Raw genomic sequence first — 17,059 nt, 5'->3', positions numbered from 1 at the left:
GCAGTCCTCGGGTGACCCTGACCATGAGCAGCTGGTACGCCAGCATCCCCAGCCCCGGGCCGGAGTGGCAGCAGATCCCGATCGACATCTTCGGTCTGCACTGGCGCATCCAGACCTACGCGATCATGATTCTGATCGGCATCGTCATCGCCGCGATGTGGACGTCGCGCCGCCTGACCAAGCGCGGCGCCGAGCCGGGCGTGCTGCTCGACATCCTGATCCCCGTCGTCGTGCTCGGCATCGTCGGCGCGCGGCTCTACCACGTGGTCACGCATCCGGCCGACTACTTCTACCCGGGCGCGGACCTCTGGAAGGTCTTCGCGATCTGGGAGGGCGGCAACGCCATCTTCGGCTCGCTGCTCGGCGGCGCCGTCGGCGCCTGGATCGGCTGCCGCTGGACCGGCATCCGCTTCTGGACCTTCGCCGACGCGCTGGCCCCGGCGCTGCTGCTCGCCCAGGCGATCGGCCGCCTCGGCAACTGGTTCAACCAGGAGCTGTTCGGCCTGCCGACCGACCTGCCGTGGGGCCTGCAGATCGACGCCGGCAACAAGGCCATCCCGGTCGGGCTGCCGGACAACACGCTGTTCCAGCCGCTGTTCCTCTACGAGATCATCTGGAACGTCATCGGCGTCGTGCTGCTCGTCCTGATCGAGCGCAAGTGGCACCTCCAGTGGGGCAAGCTCTTCGCGCTGTACCTCATCTGGTACGGCGCCGGCCGCTCCTACCTGGAGTCGATCCGGATCGACCCGAGCGAGTACTCGTTCCTCGGCATCCCGACCAACGTCTGGGCCGCCTTCGTCGCGGTCGTGCTCGGCCTCGTGATCTTCGTCGTGCAGTCCCGCCGGCACCCGGGAATCGAGCCGAGCCCGTACCGGCCGGGTCGTGAATGGGTGCGACCGGATGCTGAGGTAGACTCTGACGACACGGACCTGGAAGACGAGGACACCGCCGACGACGACGGAGTGCCTGCCGGGTCCGCTTCGGCCAAGGCCACAAGCCCCACGAACGGATGAATCCCGACGGCTCGAAGTAACACAACCGTCGAGGCGATCCCACGCACCTGACCGCACCGAGAGTGCGGGCCGCACACGGCCCGCACGGACGCGGCGGAACCCTCCCAGCATCGGGCCGAAGGCGTCCCCGCTCCCAACATCCCCACATCCACGACACTGTGAGGACGGTCGACAGATGGCGCTCACGCCTCCCCATTCCCGCTTCGGGACCGTGCCAGGCCCGCAGGGCCTGTACGACCCTGCCCACGAGAAGGACGCCTGTGGCCTCGCCATGGTCGCGACGCTCCGCGGCACGGCCGGGCACGACATCATCGACGCCGCGCTCGAAGCGCTGCGTCACCTGGAGCACCGCGGCGCGGTCGGCTCCGACGCCGGCACGGGCGACGGTGCGGGCATCATCACCCAGGTCCCGGATGCGTTCCTGCGCGCGGTCGCCGGCTTCGCGCTTCCCGCGGCCGGCCGGTACGCGGTCGGCAACGCCTTCCTGCCGAGCGGCGAGCAGGAGCGCGCCGACATCAAGGCGGCGCTCGAGTCGATCGCCGCCGAGCACGAGCTCACGATCCTCGGCTGGCGCGAGGTCCCGGTGCGCCCGGACGAGCTCGGCACCCTCGCGCGCCAGGCCATGCCCGTCATCGAGCAGCTCTTCGTCGCGTCCACCCGGCGCGATGAGAACGGCGAGCAGCCCGCCGGCATCGCGCTCGACCGCCAGACGTTCTTCCTGCGGAAGCGCGCCGAGCGCGAGCTCGACCTCTACTTCTCCTCGCTCTCGAGCCGTACCCTCGTCTACAAGGGCATGGTCACGACGCTCCAGCTGGAGCCGTTCTACCCGGACCTCTCCGACGAGCGCTTCGCGTCCAAGCTCGCCCTGGTGCACTCGCGCTACTCCACGAACACCTTCCCGTCGTGGCCGCTCGCGCAGCCGTTCCGGATGATCGCGCACAACGGCGAGATCAACACGGTGCAGGGCAACCGCAACTGGATGCGCGCCCGCCAGTCGCAGCTCGAGAGCGAGCTGCTCGGCGACCTCCGCCCGATCTTCCCGGTCGTCACCCCGGGCGCCTCCGACTCCGCCTCGTTCGACGAGGTCGTGGAGCTCATCTCGCTGAGCGGGCGTCCGCTGCCGCACGCGGTGATGATGATGGTGCCGGAGGCCTGGGAGAACCAGACCGAGATCGACCCGGTGCGCCGGGCGTTCTACGAGTACCACTCGATGCTCATGGAGCCGTGGGACGGCCCGGCCGCGATCGTCTTCACCGACGGCTCCCTCGTCGGCGCGACGCTCGACCGCAACGGCCTCCGCCCCGGGCGCTACGTCGTCACGAACGACGGCCTCGTGGTGCTTGCCTCCGAGATCGGCGTGCTCGACATCGAGCCGAGCCGCATCGTCCGCAAGGGCCGCCTCCGCCCGGGCCGCATGTTCCTGGTGGACACGGTCGCCGGCCGCCTCATCGAGGACGAGGAGATCAAATCGGAGCTGGCCGCGGGCGCCCCTACGGGGAGTGGCTGGACGAGGGCCGCATCAACCTGAAAGACCTGCCCGAGCGCGAGCACATCGTCCACACCCCGGCGTCGATCGTGCGCCGGCAGCGGACGTTCGGCTACACCGAGGAGGAGGTCCGCGTCCTCCTGAAGCCGATGGCGACCACCGGGGCAGAGCCGCTCGGTGCGATGGGGTCGGACACGCCGGTCGCGGTGCTCTCGGAGCGCCCGCGCCTGCTCTTCGACTACTTCACCCAGCAGTTCGCGCAGGTCACGAACCCGCCGCTCGACTCCATCCGCGAGGAGGTCGTCACCTCGCTGAAGCTGGGTCTCGGCCCGGAGCGCAACCTTCTGACTGCCGGCCCGGAGCACGCGAAGCAGGTCGTGCTCGACTTCCCGGTGATCGACAACGACGAGCTCGCGAAGATCCAGCACATCGACCCGCGCCCGAACAGCACGCTCACCACGACCGTGCGCGGCCTGTACCGCTCCGACGCCGGACCGGACGCACTCGAGCGCCGGCTCGCGGAGATGTGCGACGAGGTCGACGAGGCGATCGCGAACGGCGCGCAGTTCATCGTGCTCAGCGACCGCGACTCCACGAAGGACCTCGCGCCCATCCCGTCGCTGCTCATGCTCGCGGCCGTGCACCACCACCTCATCCGCTCGGAGACCCGCATGAAGGCGGGCCTGATCGTCGAGGCGGGCGATGTCCGCGAGGTGCACCACGTCGCGCTGCTGATCGGCTACGGCGCGTCCGCGATCAACCCGTATCTGGCGATGGAGACCTGCGAGGAGCTCGTCCGCAGCGGGATGATCACCGGCGTCAGCCCTGAGAAGGCGGTCAAGAACGTCATCAAGGCGCTCGGCAAGGGCGTGCTGAAGATCATGTCGAAGATGGGCATCTCCACCGTGTCGTCGTACGCCGGAGCCCAGGCGTTCGAGGCGGTCGGGCTCAGCCAGGCGTTCGTGGACCAGTACTTCACCGGCACCACGAGCAAGCTGGGCGGCGTCGGGATCGACGTCATCGCCGCCGAGAACCTCGCGCGACACGAGAGCGCGTACCCGTCCGAGGGAGCGGCGCTCGCGCACGAGCGGCTGGCGACCGGCGGCGAGTACCAGTGGCGCCGCGACGGCTCGCCGCACCTGTTCAACCCCGAGACGGTGTTCCGGCTGCAGCACTCGACGCGCACGCGCCGGTACGACGTGTTCCGCGAGTACACCAAGCTCGTCGACGACCAGTCCGAGTCGCTGATGACCCTGCGCGGCATGTTCCGCTTCAAGGAGGGCGAGCGCCCGCCGGTTCCGCTGGAGGAGGTCGAGCCCGTCTCGTCCATCGTCAAGCGGTTCTCGACCGGTGCGATGAGCTACGGCTCCATCTCGAAGGAGGCGCACGAAACCCTGGCGATCGCGATGAACCGGCTGGGCGCGAAGTCCAACACCGGTGAGGGCGGCGAGGACCTCGACCGCCTGCTCGACCCGGAGCGCCGCTCCGCCATCAAGCAGGTCGCGTCCGGCCGTTTCGGCGTCACGTCGATGTACCTGACGCACGCCGACGACATCCAGATCAAGCTCGCGCAGGGCGCGAAGCCGGGCGAGGGCGGGCAGCTGCCCCCGACCAAGGTGTACCCGTGGGTCGCCCGCACGCGGCACGCGACCGCGGGCGTCGGCCTGATCTCGCCGCCGCCGCACCACGACATCTACTCGATCGAAGACCTGAAGCAGCTGATCTTCGACCTGAAGCGCGCCAACCCGGGCGCCCGCATCCACGTCAAGCTCGTCTCCGAGTCGGGCATCGGCGCGGTCGCGGCCGGCACGGCGAAGGCGCTGGCGGACGTCATCCTGGTCTCCGGCCACGACGGCGGCACGGGAGCCTCGCCGGTCAACTCGCTGAAGCACGCGGGCACGCCGTGGGAGCTCGGTCTCGCCGAGACGCAGCAGACGCTGATGCTCAACGGGATGCGCGAGCGCGTCGTCGTGCAGGTCGACGGCCAGCTGAAGACCGGCCGCGACGTCATCGTCGGCGCCCTTCTCGGAGCCGAGGAGTTCGGCTTCGCGACGGCCCCGCTGGTGGTCTCCGGCTGCGTCATGATGCGCGTCTGCCACCTCGACACCTGCCCGGTCGGCGTCGCCACGCAGAACCCGGAGCTCCGGGCGCGCTTCGCCGGCAAGCCCGAATTCGTCGTGAACTTCTTCGAGTTCATCGCGGAGGAGGTGCGCGAGTACCTCGCGGCCCTCGGCTTCCGCACGCTCGACGAGGCGATCGGCCACGCCGAGGTGCTGGATGTCGACGGTGCGATCGAGCACTGGAAGGCGTCCGGTCTCGACCTGGCGCCCATCCTGCACGGCCCGGCGTTCGGGCCGGAGGCGCCGCGCAAGAACGGCCGCGTGCAGGACCACGAGCTGGAACAGCATTTCGACGTGCAGCTGATCGAGGCGGCGCAGGGCGTGCTGGCGAACGGCGGAGAGCTGAAGCTGTCCCTCCCGATCCGCAACACCGAGCGCGCCGTGGGCACCATGCTCGGGCACGAGGTGACCGTCCGCCACGGCGAGAACGGGCTGCCGGCCGGCTCGATCGACATCACGCTGACCGGGTCCGCCGGGCAGTCGTTCGGCGCGTTCCTCCCGTCCGGCATCACGCTGCGGCTCGAGGGCGACTCCAACGACTACGTCGGCAAGGGGCTCTCGGGCGGCCAGATCGTCGTCCGTCCGCCGCAGGGCACCGTGTTCCCGGCGGAGCGCAACGTGATCGCCGGCAACGTCATCGGCTACGGCGCGACGCAGGGCAGCATGTTCATCCGCGGCATCGTGGGCGAGCGCTTCCTGGTCCGCAACTCCGGCGCCACCGCGGTCGTGGAGGGCGTGGGCGACCACGCGCTCGAGTACATGACCGGCGGGCTGGCCGTGATCCTCGGCGGGACGGGGCGCAACCTCGGCGCGGGCATGTCGGGCGGCACGGCGTACGTCTACGACCTGAAGCGCGAGCGCGTCAACCGCGAGTCGCTGGCGAGCGGCGAGCTGGAGCTCCTGCCCCTCGGCAGCGCCGACATCGAGATCGTGCGCGACCTGCTCGAGCGGCACGCGGCCGAGACCGGCTCGACGCTCGCGACCCGGATGCTGGAGGACTTCGACGAGACCGTCGCGAAGTTCGTCAAGGTGCTGCCGCGGGACTACGCCGCGGTGCTGCAGATGCGCCAGGAGGCCGTCGACGAGGGTCTCGACCCCGACGGCGACATCGTTTGGAACCGAATCTTGGAGGTGACCGGTGGCTGACCCGAAGGGTTTCCTGAAGACGACCGAGCGGGAGCTGCCGAAGCGCCGCCCCGTCTCCGTGCGACTCATGGACTGGAAAGAGGTCTACGAGGCGCAGGACCCGGCGCAGCTGCGCCGGCAGGCGGGCCGCTGCATGGACTGCGGCATCCCGTTCTGCCACTCCGGCTGCCCGCTGGGCAACCTCATCCCGGAGTGGAACGACCTGATGTGGCGCGGGGAGGGCCGCCAGGCGATCGACCGCCTGCACGCGACCAACAACTTCCCGGAGTTCACCGGCCGCCTGTGCCCGGCGCCGTGCGAGTCGTCGTGCGTGCTCGGCATCAACCAGCCGGCCGTGACGATCAAGCAGGTCGAGGTCTCGATCATCGACCAGGCGTGGCAGAACGGATGGGTGCAGCCGCACCCGCCGGAGCGGCTCACCGGCAAGACGGTCGCGGTGGTCGGATCCGGTCCCGCGGGCCTCGCCGCCGCCCAGCAGCTCACCCGCGCCGGCCACACCGTCGCGGTGTACGAGCGCGATGACCGCATCGGCGGACTGCTGCGCTACGGCATCCCGGACTTCAAGATGGAGAAGAAGCACCTCGAGGCGCGTCTCAACCAGATGATGGCCGAGGGCACCCGCTTCCGCGCCGGAGTCAACATCGGGGTCGACATCACCTGGGACGACCTGCGGGCGCGTTACGACGCGGTCGTGGTCGCGACCGGCGCCATGGTGCCGCGCGACCTGCCCATCCCGGGCCGTGAGCTCTCAGGCGTGCACTTCGCCATGGAGTACCTCGTGCAGCAGAACAAGGCGGGCGCCGGCGACGACGTCTCGGGCCAGATCACCGCGGACGGCAAGCATGTCGTGGTCCTCGGCGGCGGCGACACCGGCGCCGACTGCATCGGCACCGCGCACCGTCAGGGCGCCGCCAGCGTCACCAACCTCGCCATCGGCAAGCAGCCGCCGGCCGAGCGCCCCGGCCACCAGCCGTGGCCGATGACCCCGACCCTGTTCGAGGTCTCGTCGGCGCACGAGGAGGGCGGCAAGCGCGAGTTCCTCGCCTCGACCGTCGAGTTCCTGGCGAACGAGTTCGGCGAGGTCCGTGCGCTTCGCGTGGCCGAGACCGAGTTCCTCGACGGACGCCGCGTGCCGAAGGCGGGAACCGAGCGCGAGATCCCGGCCGACCTGGTGCTGCTGGCGCTCGGATTCACCGGCCCGGAGCAGGAGGACCTCGGCTCGCAGCTGGGCCTGCCGTTCGACGAGCGCGGCAACGTCGCGCGCGACGGCGAATACCAGACCTCGCAGGAGGGCGTCTTCGTCGCCGGCGACGCCGGCCGCGGCCAGTCGCTCATCGTGTGGGCCATCGCAGAGGGCCGGGCAGCGGCGGCCGCCGTGGACCGGTATCTTGAAGGGGAGACGCAGTTGCCGTCTCCGATCCGTCCCACCGACCGCGGCATCCTCGTCTGACCGACGCGATGCCCGCACGACCGGGCGCCACCCCCATCGACCCACGCGCCCCCGGCGCAGAACAACGGAGCTACAGACAAAGCATGAGAAGGGCGAAAATCGTCGCGACCCTCGGTCCGGCGACCTCCAGCTATGACAACATCCGCGCGATCATCGACGCGGGTGTGGACGTGGCGCGCATGAACCTCAGCCACGGCAGCTACGAGGTGCACGAGGGGGTCTACGCCAACGTGCGCAAGGCCGCCGACGACGCCGGCAAGCCGGTTGCCGTGCTCGTCGACCTGCAGGGTCCGAAGATCCGTCTCGGCAAGTTCGAGGCCGGCCCCTACGAGCTCGCCGAGGGCGACATCTTCAAGATCACGACCGAGGACATCATCGGCACGAAGGAGATCTCCTCGACGACGTTCAAGGGCCTCCCGCACGACGTCAAGCCGGGCGACTACCTGCTGATCGACGACGGCAAGGTGCGCGTCCGGGTGGTCGAGGTCGAGGGCCAGGTCGTCACGACCGAGGTCGTCGTCGCCGGTCCGGTCTCCAACAACAAGGGCATCAACCTCCCTGGCGTCGCGGTCAACGTGCCCGCGCTCTCCGAGAAGGACGAGGCGGACCTCCGCTGGGGCCTCAGGCTCGGCGCCGACCTGATCGCCCTGTCGTTCGTGCGCAACGCCATCGACATCCGCCGCGTCCACGAGATCATGGCGGAGGAGGGCCGCAAGGTCCCCGTCGTCGCCAAGATCGAGAAGCCGCAGGCGGTGGAGGCGCTCGAGGAGATCATCGAGGCCTTCGACGCGATCATGGTCGCCCGCGGCGACCTCGGCGTGGAGCTGCCCCTCGAGGCCGTCCCGATCGTGCAGAAGCGCGCGGTCGAGCTGGCCCGCCGCGCCGCCAAGCCGGTCATCGTCGCGACGCAGATGCTCGAATCGATGATCTCCAGCCCCGTCCCGACCCGCGCCGAGACCTCCGACGTCGCGAACGCGGTGCTCGACGGTGCGGACGCGGTCATGCTCTCGGGCGAGACCAGCGTCGGCGAGTACCCGGCGATCACCGTGCAGACGATGTCCCGGATCGTGACCTCCACCGAGGAGCACGGCCTGGAGCGCATCCAGCCGCTGGGCACCCGCCCGCGCACGCAGTCGGGCGCGATCACGCTCGCCGCCGTCGAGGTCGCCGACTTCGTCGAGGCCAAGTTCCTCTGCGTCTTCACCGAGTCGGGCGAGTCCGCCCGCCGCATGGCGCGCCTGCGCAACCAGATCCCCATCCTGGCGTTCACGCCGGAGGAGTCGGTGCGCCGCCGCATGTCGCTGTTCTGGGGCGTCGAGTCCTTCGTCGTCGGCCGTGTCACGCACACCGACCAGATGGTCGCCCAGGTGGATGAGGCCCTCAAGTCGACCGGCCGCGCGGTCGACGGCGACAAGGTGATCATCATCTCCGGTTCCCCTCCCGGGATCCCCGGAACCACCAACGACATCCGCGTGCACCGGGTCGGCGACGTCCTGTAGCACCGGTTCGGAAGGGCCCCGCTCCGGCGGGGCCCTTCTGCGTGTGCGGGCGGTGCCGTCGCGGCGGTCGCCTCCGCCCCCGTCTGCCGCCGGCGCGTCGGCGTCGTAGCCTGTCGGTTGGGGAGGACATCCCGGCCGGCATGGCTCGCCACTCCTCCCGCACCCGCCTTCGCCGGTGTGTCGCGGGGTGATCTCCTCCTTTTCGTGGCGGGTCGCCGGCCGCCGACTCCGGGGGCTTGCAGACCCGTCCCGTCGCCAAGGGAGGAGGTCGGGGCGCGACACGCCGCAGGTCGTCGGGAAACGGAGGCGCACAGGCGGGCGAAGCCCACGTTCTCCTCCGCTTCCGACGACAGCCGGGCGGCCGTCCGCCCGCGGTATGACGCGGCGTCAGACCTGAGGATGAACTCCCGTTCTCCCATGGAATCCGGAGGGTCGGATGTGGTGCTGCGCGCGTACCCTCGGACTATGGAACACCGTTGGATGCGCTGGGCGCCGGCCGTCGTCGTACCGGCCGCGATCGCCGCGGCCGTGATCGTGGCGCCGCTGGCCGCCGGCGCGAGCGACCTCCCCGTGAAGTCGCCGGCGGACGTGCTGCGGCTCGTCGCCGCGAGCGACACCCGCTCGTTCTCGGGCACCGTGGAGCAGAGCTCCGACCTGGGCCTGCCGAGCCTCCCCGCGACCACGTCGAAGGGCATGGACGACAACAGCGCCGCGAACCTGCTGGAGCTGGCCCTCGCCGACCACACCGCCGCGGTATGGGTCGACGGTCCGACCCGCGTGCACGTCCAGGTGCAGGACCGCCTCGCCGAGCGCGACGCCATCCGCAACGGCTCCGACCTGTGGCTCTACCAGTCGACCGGCGAGAAGGTCGCGCACGCGACCCTCCCGGCACACGCGGAGGAGTCGCCGACTCCGGATGCCACCTCGCTCACTCCCACCCAGCTGGCGCAGCGCTTCCTCGACGCGGTCGATCCCTCGACGACGGTCTCCCTCGGCGCTCCGCAGAAGGTCGCCGGCCGTGACGCGTACGACCTCGTGCTCACTCCGAAGACCGACTCCACCCTGATCGGCTCGGTCTCCATCGCTGTGGATGGCAAGACCGGCATCCCGCTGAAGGTCGCCGTCACCGCGCGGGGCGCCAGCTCGCCGGCGTTCGAGGCCGGGTTCACGTCGTTCAGCACCGACAAGCCCGACGCTTCCCGCTTCGCGTTCACCCCGCCGAAGGGCGCGACGGTCTCCGAGCAGAAGCTGCCGACCGCCGAGTCCCTCCGTCACGATGGCGGCACGCACCCGAAGCCGTCCGTCTCGGGCACCGGCTGGTCGACCGTGGTCGCGCTCCCCGCCGGGTCCGCGCCGAACTCCGTCGCCGACGACCCGCTCTTCGCCCAGCTGACGCAGCCGGTCGACGGCGGCCGCGCGCTGAGCTCATCCGTCCTGTCGGTGCTGGTCACCGCCGACGGCCGGGTCCTGGCCGGCTCGGTGCCGGTGTCGGCACTCCAGACGGCGGCGCAAGCGACGGCGAAGTGAGCGAAGCGGCGATCGCGACCAGCGGCCTCACCAAGCGCTTCCGGTCGCGAGCGGTCGTCGACGGCCTCGACCTGAACGTGCCGCGCGGTTCGGTGTTCGGCTTCCTGGGCCCGAACGGCTCCGGCAAGACGACGACCATCCGGATGCTGCTGGGCCTCGTGTCGCCCTCCGCCGGCTCCATCGAGGTGCTGGGCGAGGCGATGCCCGACCGCGGTGCGCGCGTCCTGCCGCGGGTGGGCGCACTGGTCGAGGGACCGGCCTTCGCGCCCTACCTCTCCGGGACGGCGAACCTGATGCGTCGGGACACCGCCGACCGCTACGCGCCCGGGGCGACCCGACGGGCCCGCGTCGAGGCGGCGCTCGAGCGCGTCGGGCTGTCGCACGCCGCCGGCAAGCACCTGCGGGCGTACTCGCTCGGCATGAAGCAGCGGCTCGGGATCGCCGGGGCGCTGCTGACGGACCGCGACCTCCTCGTGCTCGACGAGCCCACCAACGGTCTGGACCCGCAGGGGACGCGCGAGGTGCGCAACCTGGTCCGCTCGCTGGCCGACGAGGGCACGACCGTGTTCGTCTCCAGTCACCTCCTGGCCGAGATCGAGCAGGTCTGCACGCACGCGGCCATCATGCGGACGGGCCGGCTGGTGGCGCAGGGCTCCCTCGATGAGCTGCGGCGGGGATCCGGGCCGCGCGTGGTCGTAGAGACACCGGATGCACGGCTCGCCGCGGGCGTGCTGGCGCGCTTCGGGCTCGTTGCCGAGGCACGCGACGACGCTGTCGAGGCGCCCTTCCCGCTGCACGTGTCCGGTGAAACGCCCGCACCCGAGCAGCTCGCAGCCGCCCTCGTCGGCGACGGCGTGCGCCTGCGCGGGTTCGCCGTGCGCGCGTCCAGCCTCGAGGAGCGCTTCGTCGAGCTGACCGGGGAGGGCTTCGATGTCGAGCAGTGAACTGACCGCACCGGCGGCGGCCCCGCCGGTGCACCGCGCTGTCAGCGCCCGCCGCGAGCACCCCTCCGGCGGCTGGGCGCTTCTCGGCTCCGAGATCTCGGTCATGTTCCGGCGCTGGCGCACGTGGGCGATGCTCGCGGCGCTGGCCGCCGTGCCCATCCTCATCGCCGTCGCCGTGCGCCTCACCGGCGGCAGCTCGCGCGGCCCGGCCTTCTTGAGCGAGATCAGCAGCAACGGGCTGTTCGTCGCGTTCACCGCGCTCGTCGTCTGCATTCCACTGTTCCTGCCGCTGACGATCGGCGTCGTCGCGGGCGACACGATCGCCGGGGAGGCCAGCCACGGCACCCTGCGCTACCTCGTCATCGCGCCGGCCGGGCGCCTCCGCCTGCTCGGGGTGAAGTACGCCGGGTGCGCGGTGTTCTGCGTCGCCGCGGCGCTGGTGGTCGCCCTCGCCGGGGCGCTGATCGGCATGCTGCTGTTCCCGATCGGGCCCGTGACGCTGCTCTCCGGCGTGCAGGTGAGCCTCGGCGACGCGTACCTGCGGATGCTGCTGATCGCCCTCTACATCGTGGTGTCGCTGCTCGGGCTGTGCGCCATCGGGCTGTTCCTGTCGACGCTCACCGACGTCCCCGTCGGCGCCATGGCGGCCACCGCCGTCCTGGCGGTCATCGCGCAGGTGCTCGACCAGCTGCCGCAGCTGGAGGGGCTGCATCCGTGGCTGTTCAGCCACTACTGGCTCGGCTTCGGCGACTTCCTGCGCGACCCCATCTCGTGGAACTCGTTCGGCGACAATGCCCTGCTGCAGCTCGGCTACATCGCGGTGTTCGGCGCGCTGGCCATCGGCCGATTCACGACGAAGGACATCCTGTCCTGACTCAGGGCACGGCTTCGGCGGTCTGCTCGAGGTCGGAGCGCGGCTGCTCCCGCTGTGTGGCGATCGTGATTCCCGCAGCGGCGCACACGATGAGGATGCCGGCCAGCTGGATGAGCGTGAAGCGCTCGCCCAGCACGATCACCCCGAAGATCGTCGCCACGACCGGGCCGAAGCTGGTGATCACGGCGTACAGCCGCGGGGTCAGGCGGCGCAGGATGAACGTGTCCAGGCTGTACGGGACCGCCGAGGAGAGCACGCCGAGGGCGAGCAGCATGAGCAGGATGCGCACATCCAGCCTGCTGTAGTCGACGACGATCAGCGCGAGCGGGACGGTCAGGACGGTGGAGACGACGCTGGCGACGCTCAGCCCCTCGAGCCCGGGCAGCCGCGTCGCGACCTGCCGGGTGAGCAGGATGTACGCTGCCCACGCGGCCGCGGCGGTCAGCGCCAATGCGACGCCGAGCGGATCCACCGCGCCCTCCGTCGCGGTCAGCAGCAGCACGCCGGCCGCTGCGGCCACCGCGCAGCCGGCGTCGAGCAGCCTCCGGGATCCGGCCAGCGCCAGGGCGAACGGACCGAGGAACTCGATGGTCGCGGCCATCCCGAGCCCGAGCCGGCCGACGGCCTCGTAGAAGCTGAGGTTCATCGCGGCGAGCACCACCCCGAGGGCGAGCGCGGGCCACAGCCGCCGCCAGGTCAGCTCGGAGCGCTTCGGACGGTAGAACGGCAGCACCGCGGCCGCGGTGACGATCTGCCGGGCGGCCACCACGACGATCGCACCCACGACCGGGATGAGGAGCCCCGCCACCGCCGAGCCGAAGTTGATGCTGATCTCCGTCGCCACCTGGGTGCCCGCGCCCACGAGACGGTCGCGACGGGTGGAGCTCACCCGATCGAGCTTAGTGCGCGGTCCGTCGCCCGCGGCTCACAGCGTCCGGCGCATGATCGCCCGCGTGGCGCTCGGCCGCCGCACCACCTCGAAGCCGCCGTCGCGGAACAGCGACACCGTGCCGTGGTACCGCTCCGCGTTCGACAGCGACGGCCGCACCTCCGGGTCGACCGGGTAGCCTTCGAGCACGTCGGCGCCGTGCGCTCGGGCGTGCTCCACTGCACCGTGCAGGAGAGAGCGGGCGACCCCCCGCTGCCGGAAGTCGACCCGCACCACGAAGCAGGTGACCGCCCACGGGTCGGGCGGGTCGCCCTCCACGCGCTTGGTGATCGGGGAGCGGGCGAGATTCGGATACGCCGAGTACGGTTCCACCGCGGCCCAGCCCGCCGGTTGGTCGTCCACCCAGGCGATGACCCCCGGTGCGGCCGCGCCCGGTGCCTCTGCGCGTGTCTGGTCGTGCAGCCGCTCCCGCCGCTGCTCGACCGAGAGCTCCTTGAAGCGCGGGCCGGGCAGTTTGAACCACTGGCACCAGCATCCCGCCGGGTCTCCGCGCGTGCTGAACACCGTCTGCAGGTCTCTCCAGACGGCTTCGTCGGCCGGGCCGACCACTGTGTCGCTCATGCTCCGACGCTAGCGGGCACCTCCGACGCTCGCCGAGAGCCGGCGCCGGCGTCCGCGCCGCCGCCGCCGGCGCCGCCGCCGTCCGGCAGGCACAGCCGGGCGAGGAGCGACGGATGCTCGACGTGCGCGAAATGCCCCGTCCCCGGGACGACGATCGTCCGCAGCCCGGGGATGATCGCGGCGAGCCGACCGTCGTCGGACGCCGGGACGAAGACATCCCGCGACCCGCGGACGGCCACCACTCCGCACCGGATCCGCGACCATCGCTCTACGGCCGGGTACACCGAGGCGCACGCCACCGCACGCACGAACGCCGCCGGCCGCAGGTCGCGCGCGAGCTCGTGCACGACACCGGGGACCGCGCGGGCGAACAGGGGAGCGGTGAGCCGGCCGAGCAGCCCCGTCCGGTCGAGCACGCGCACCAGCCGCATCCCGAACGATCCCCAGGCGGCGAGGGCCCGCATCCCCGCATTCAGAAGCAGGAGCGGCGAGTACGCCGCCAGCAGCCGGCCAAGCCCGAGCGTGTCCGCCCGCCCGCCGAAGGTCGTCGCCGACACGAGGACGACGTCCTCCGTCGCGGACGGTTCCGCCGCGGCGAGTTCCAGCGCGACGAACCCGCCGAGGGAGTGCCCGGCCACGCGCCACCGCTCGTACCCGAAGGCACGCGCGACCTCCGCCGTCGCGCGGGCGAGCACCCCTGCATCCAGCGACCCGGGGTCGGCGGGCGAGTCGCCCCACCCCGGCAGATCCGGGATCAGCAGGTCCGGCGGAACGCCGCCCTCGGCCGCTGCGGTGGCCGCAATCATCGGCGCCCACGTGGTCCACGAGCCGGCCGCGCCGTGGAGCAGCAGCGTCGCCGTACGGGATCCCGGCGCTCCGCCGTCACCCGGCGTTCGGTGCACGGTCACCGGCCCGGCACCCGTCTGGACGATGCTCTTCTCCACGCCTGTTCTTCGGAGCGGACGGGCCGTAGGCTTGCGCGACAAGCCACCCGCAGCCGGACGCCTCCGCGCGCGGGAGACCGGGACCGAGGGAGCACGATGACCGACACGAGCACGGCGCAACGCGGACACGAGCTGAGCGACGAGACGCTGGACCGGCTGGACGCCTGGTGGCGCGCCGCGAACTACCTGTCCGTCGGCCAGATCTACCTGCTCGACAACCCCCTGCTGCGCCGGCCGCTGTCGCGCGAGGACATCAAGCCGCGGCTGCTCGGCCACTGGGGCACGACGCCGGGTCTCAACTTCATCTACGCGCACCTCAACCGGGCCATCCGCGAACGCGACCTCGACACCCTCTTCGTCGCCGGCCCCGGCCACGGCGGCCCGGGCGTGGTCGCGAGCGCGTACCTCGACGGCACGTACAGCGAGCTGTACAGTGCGATCGAGCAGAGCGAGGAGGGCCTGCGCCGGCTGTTCCGCCAGTTCTCCTTCCCGGGCGGCATCCCGAGCCACGCGGCGCCGCAGACGCCCGGCTCCATCCACGAGGGCGGCGAGCTGGGCTACGCCCTGTCGCACGCGTTCGGCGCCGCCTTCGACAACCCCGACCTGCTGGTCGCCGCGGTGGTCGGCGACGGCGAGGCCGAGACGGGTCCGCTCGCCACCGCCTGGCACTCCAACAAGTTCCTGAACCCGGAGCAGGACGGCGTCGTGCTGCCCATCCTGCACCTCAACGGCTACAAGATCGCCAACCCGACGGTGCTGGCCCGCATCCCCGAGTCCGAGCTGCTCGACCTCATGCGCGGCTACGGCTACACCCCGTTCGTCGTCTCCGGCGGCTTCGACGGAGAGGACCCGCGCGAGGTGCACAAGCGGATGGCCGCGACGCTCGACGAGATCCTCGACCGCATCGCCGAGATCAAGCGGGCCGCCGCCGCGGGCGAGCTCGACGGCCGCCCCGCCTGGCCGATGCTCATCCTGCGCACCCCGAAGGGATGGACGTGCCCGGCCGAGATCGACGGCCACCCCACCGAGAACAACTGGCGCTCCCACCAGGTGCCGCTGGCGAACGCGCGCGACACCGAGGCGCACACGCGCCTGCTGGAGAGCTGGCTCAAGTCGTACCGGCCCGAGGAGCTGTTCGACGAGCAGGGCCGCCCCGTCGAGCTCGTCACGTCCCTGGCGCCCGAGGGCGAACGGCGGATGAGCGCGAACCCGGTCGCCAACGGCGGACTGCTGCGCCGCGACCTGCTCCTGCCCGACTTCCGCGACTACGCCGTCGAGGTGGACGAGCCCGGCGACACGGTTGCCGAGGCGACGCACGTGCTCGGCGAGTGGTTCCGGGATGTGATGGCCGCGAACCCGCACGACTTCCGGCTGTTCGCACCCGACGAGCTGGCATCCAATCGCCTGCAGGCCGTCTACGACGGCACCCGGAAGCAGTGGAACGCCGAATACCTGCCGATCGACTCCGACAACAACCTGGCGCCGACGGGACGCGCGATGGAGGTGCTGAGCGAGCACCAGTGCCAGGGCTGGCTGGAGGGCTACCTGCTCACCGGACGTCACGGCGTCTTCACGTCGTACGAGGCGTTCATCCACATCGTCGACTCGATGTTCAACCAGCACGCCAAGTGGCTGAAATCGGCGGGCGAGGTGCCGTGGCGCCGTCCCGTCGCGTCCCTCAACTATCTGCTCAGCTCGCACGTCTGGCGGCAGGACCACAACGGCGCCTCCCACCAGGACCCGGGCTTCATCGACCACGTGGTCAACAAGAAGGCCGACGTCGTGCGCGTCTACCTGCCGTTCGACGCGAACACGCTGCTGTCGACCTACGACCACTGCCTGAAATCGGTCGACTACGTCAACGTGGTGGTCGCCGGGAAGCAGCCGTCGCCCCAGTGGCTGAACATGGCGGACGCCGTCGCCCACTGCACGCGCGGCATCGGCATCTTCCCGTGGGCGGGAACGGAGCGCGAGGGGGAGGAGCCGGATGTGGTGCTCGGCTGCGCGGGCGACATCCCGACGCTCGAGACGCTCGCCGCCGCGGACATCCTGCGCCGCCGGCTGCCCGACCTGAAGGTGCGCGTGGTCAACGTCGTCGACCTGATGCGACTGCAGGATGCACGCGAGCATCCGCACGGCCTGACCGACCGCGAGTACGACGCGCTGTTCACCACCGACAAGCCGGTGATCTTCGCGTATCACGGCTACCCGTGGCTGATCCACCGGCTCACCTACCGGCGCACCGGCCACAGCAACCTGCACGTGCGCGGCTACAAGGAGGAGGGCACCACGACCACGCCGTTCGACATGTTCATGCTCAACGACCTCGACCGCTACCACCTGGTCATCGACGTGCTCGACCGCGTCCCCGGGCTCGCGTCCCGCGAGGCGGGACTGCGCCAGGAGATGCAGGATGCGCGGCTCCGCGCCCGCCAGTACACCCGCGAGCACGGGGAGGACATTCCCGAGGTCGCCGAGTGGAAGTGGGGCGGCGGCGAGCGCACCACGCGGATCGACACGACGGGCGGCGACAACGACTGAGGCCC

The 17,059-nt window shown here is 71.2% G+C and carries 10 protein-coding genes and 1 pseudogene; 8 read left to right on the top strand and 3 right to left on the bottom strand.

The annotated features are described in order from the left end of the window. The first annotated feature begins 23 nt into the window (after window positions 1–23). The 7 genes and pseudogenes from lgt (at window position 24) to ACQ86M_RS07155 (ending at window position 12,059) form a co-directional block, all read left to right on the top strand. A complete protein-coding gene (gene lgt, locus ACQ86M_RS07185; RefSeq protein WP_431247859.1) occupies window positions 24–1,013 on the top strand; it encodes a prolipoprotein diacylglyceryl transferase in 990 nt (329 codons plus the stop codon). A 175-nt stretch (window positions 1,014–1,188) separates the two neighbouring features. Next, window positions 1,189–5,765: pseudogene (gltB, locus tag ACQ86M_RS07180) on the top strand (glutamate synthase large subunit). Beyond that, entirely contained in the window at window positions 5,758–7,215 is a 1,458-nt protein-coding gene (locus tag ACQ86M_RS07175; protein ID WP_431221371.1) for a glutamate synthase subunit beta, read from the top strand. The pseudogene gltB and the gene ACQ86M_RS07175 overlap by 8 nt, the downstream one beginning before the upstream one ends. A gap of 83 nt (window positions 7,216–7,298) precedes the next feature. Next, window positions 7,299–8,714, top strand: a complete 1,416-nt coding sequence (pyk, locus tag ACQ86M_RS07170; protein WP_431221370.1) for a pyruvate kinase — start codon at window positions 7,299–7,301, stop codon at window positions 8,712–8,714. 465 nt (window positions 8,715–9,179) lie between these two features. Next, window positions 9,180–10,241 carry a LolA family protein gene (locus ACQ86M_RS07165; protein WP_431247566.1) on the top strand — a complete coding sequence of 354 codons (1,062 nt, stop codon included), beginning with the start codon at window positions 9,180–9,182 and terminating at the stop codon, window positions 10,239–10,241. Further along, the gene (locus ACQ86M_RS07160) at window positions 10,238–11,185 is read left to right on the top strand and encodes an ATP-binding cassette domain-containing protein (protein ID WP_431247565.1); all 948 of its coding nucleotides are present in this window, start codon (window positions 10,238–10,240) and stop codon (window positions 11,183–11,185) included. The genes ACQ86M_RS07165 and ACQ86M_RS07160 overlap by 4 nt, the downstream gene beginning before the upstream one ends. Then, window positions 11,172–12,059 (top strand): ABC transporter permease, encoded by an 888-nt coding sequence (locus tag ACQ86M_RS07155; protein ID WP_431247564.1) that lies wholly within the window; start codon window positions 11,172–11,174, stop codon window positions 12,057–12,059. Before ACQ86M_RS07160 ends, ACQ86M_RS07155 begins: the two co-directional genes overlap by 14 nt. A gap of 1 nt (window position 12,060) precedes the next feature. Here the strand turns inward: ACQ86M_RS07155 and ACQ86M_RS07150 are convergent, their stop codons facing one another. The 3 genes from ACQ86M_RS07150 to ACQ86M_RS07140 are packed head-to-tail and all read right to left on the bottom strand — an operon-like array spanning window position 12,061 to window position 14,513. Further along, a complete protein-coding gene (locus tag ACQ86M_RS07150) occupies window positions 12,061–12,948 on the bottom strand; it encodes an EamA family transporter (protein WP_431221367.1) in 888 nt (295 codons plus the stop codon). 36 nt (window positions 12,949–12,984) lie between these two features. Next, window positions 12,985–13,569, bottom strand: coding sequence for a GNAT family N-acetyltransferase (locus tag ACQ86M_RS07145; protein WP_431247563.1), 585 nt, complete (start codon window positions 13,567–13,569; stop codon window positions 12,985–12,987). Next, window positions 13,566–14,513, bottom strand: a complete 948-nt coding sequence (locus tag ACQ86M_RS07140) for an alpha/beta fold hydrolase (protein WP_431247562.1) — start codon at window positions 14,511–14,513, stop codon at window positions 13,566–13,568. The genes ACQ86M_RS07145 and ACQ86M_RS07140 overlap by 4 nt, the downstream gene beginning before the upstream one ends. A gap of 96 nt (window positions 14,514–14,609) precedes the next feature. Here ACQ86M_RS07140 and ACQ86M_RS07135 point away from each other — a divergent pair, with 96 nt between their 5' ends. Then, window positions 14,610–17,054, top strand: coding sequence for a phosphoketolase family protein (locus ACQ86M_RS07135; protein ID WP_431247561.1), 2,445 nt, complete (start codon window positions 14,610–14,612; stop codon window positions 17,052–17,054). Window positions 17,055–17,059 lie beyond the last annotated feature (5 nt).

The sequence above is a fragment of the Leifsonia xyli subsp. cynodontis genome, assembly GCF_050632205.1.
In the GTDB taxonomy this organism is placed as follows: domain Bacteria; phylum Actinomycetota; class Actinomycetes; order Actinomycetales; family Microbacteriaceae; genus Leifsonia; species Leifsonia xyli_D.
The sequence above is the reverse complement of the archived record's forward strand: the minus strand, read 5'-3'. Positions and strand labels throughout refer to the sequence as shown.

Coding starts and splice junctions, on each gene's coding strand:
- lgt (WP_431247859.1), top strand. CDS start 24: ATGAGCAGCTGGTACGCCAGCATCCCCAGCCCCGGGCCGGAGTGGCAG.
- pyk (WP_431221370.1), top strand. CDS start 7,299: ATGAGAAGGGCGAAAATCGTCGCGACCCTCGGTCCGGCGACCTCCAGC.
- ACQ86M_RS07165 (WP_431247566.1), top strand. CDS start 9,180: ATGGAACACCGTTGGATGCGCTGGGCGCCGGCCGTCGTCGTACCGGCC.
- ACQ86M_RS07155 (WP_431247564.1), top strand. CDS start 11,172: ATGTCGAGCAGTGAACTGACCGCACCGGCGGCGGCCCCGCCGGTGCAC.
- ACQ86M_RS07145 (WP_431247563.1), bottom strand. CDS start 13,569: ATGAGCGACACAGTGGTCGGCCCGGCCGACGAAGCCGTCTGGAGAGAC.
- ACQ86M_RS07135 (WP_431247561.1), top strand. CDS start 14,610: ATGACCGACACGAGCACGGCGCAACGCGGACACGAGCTGAGCGACGAG.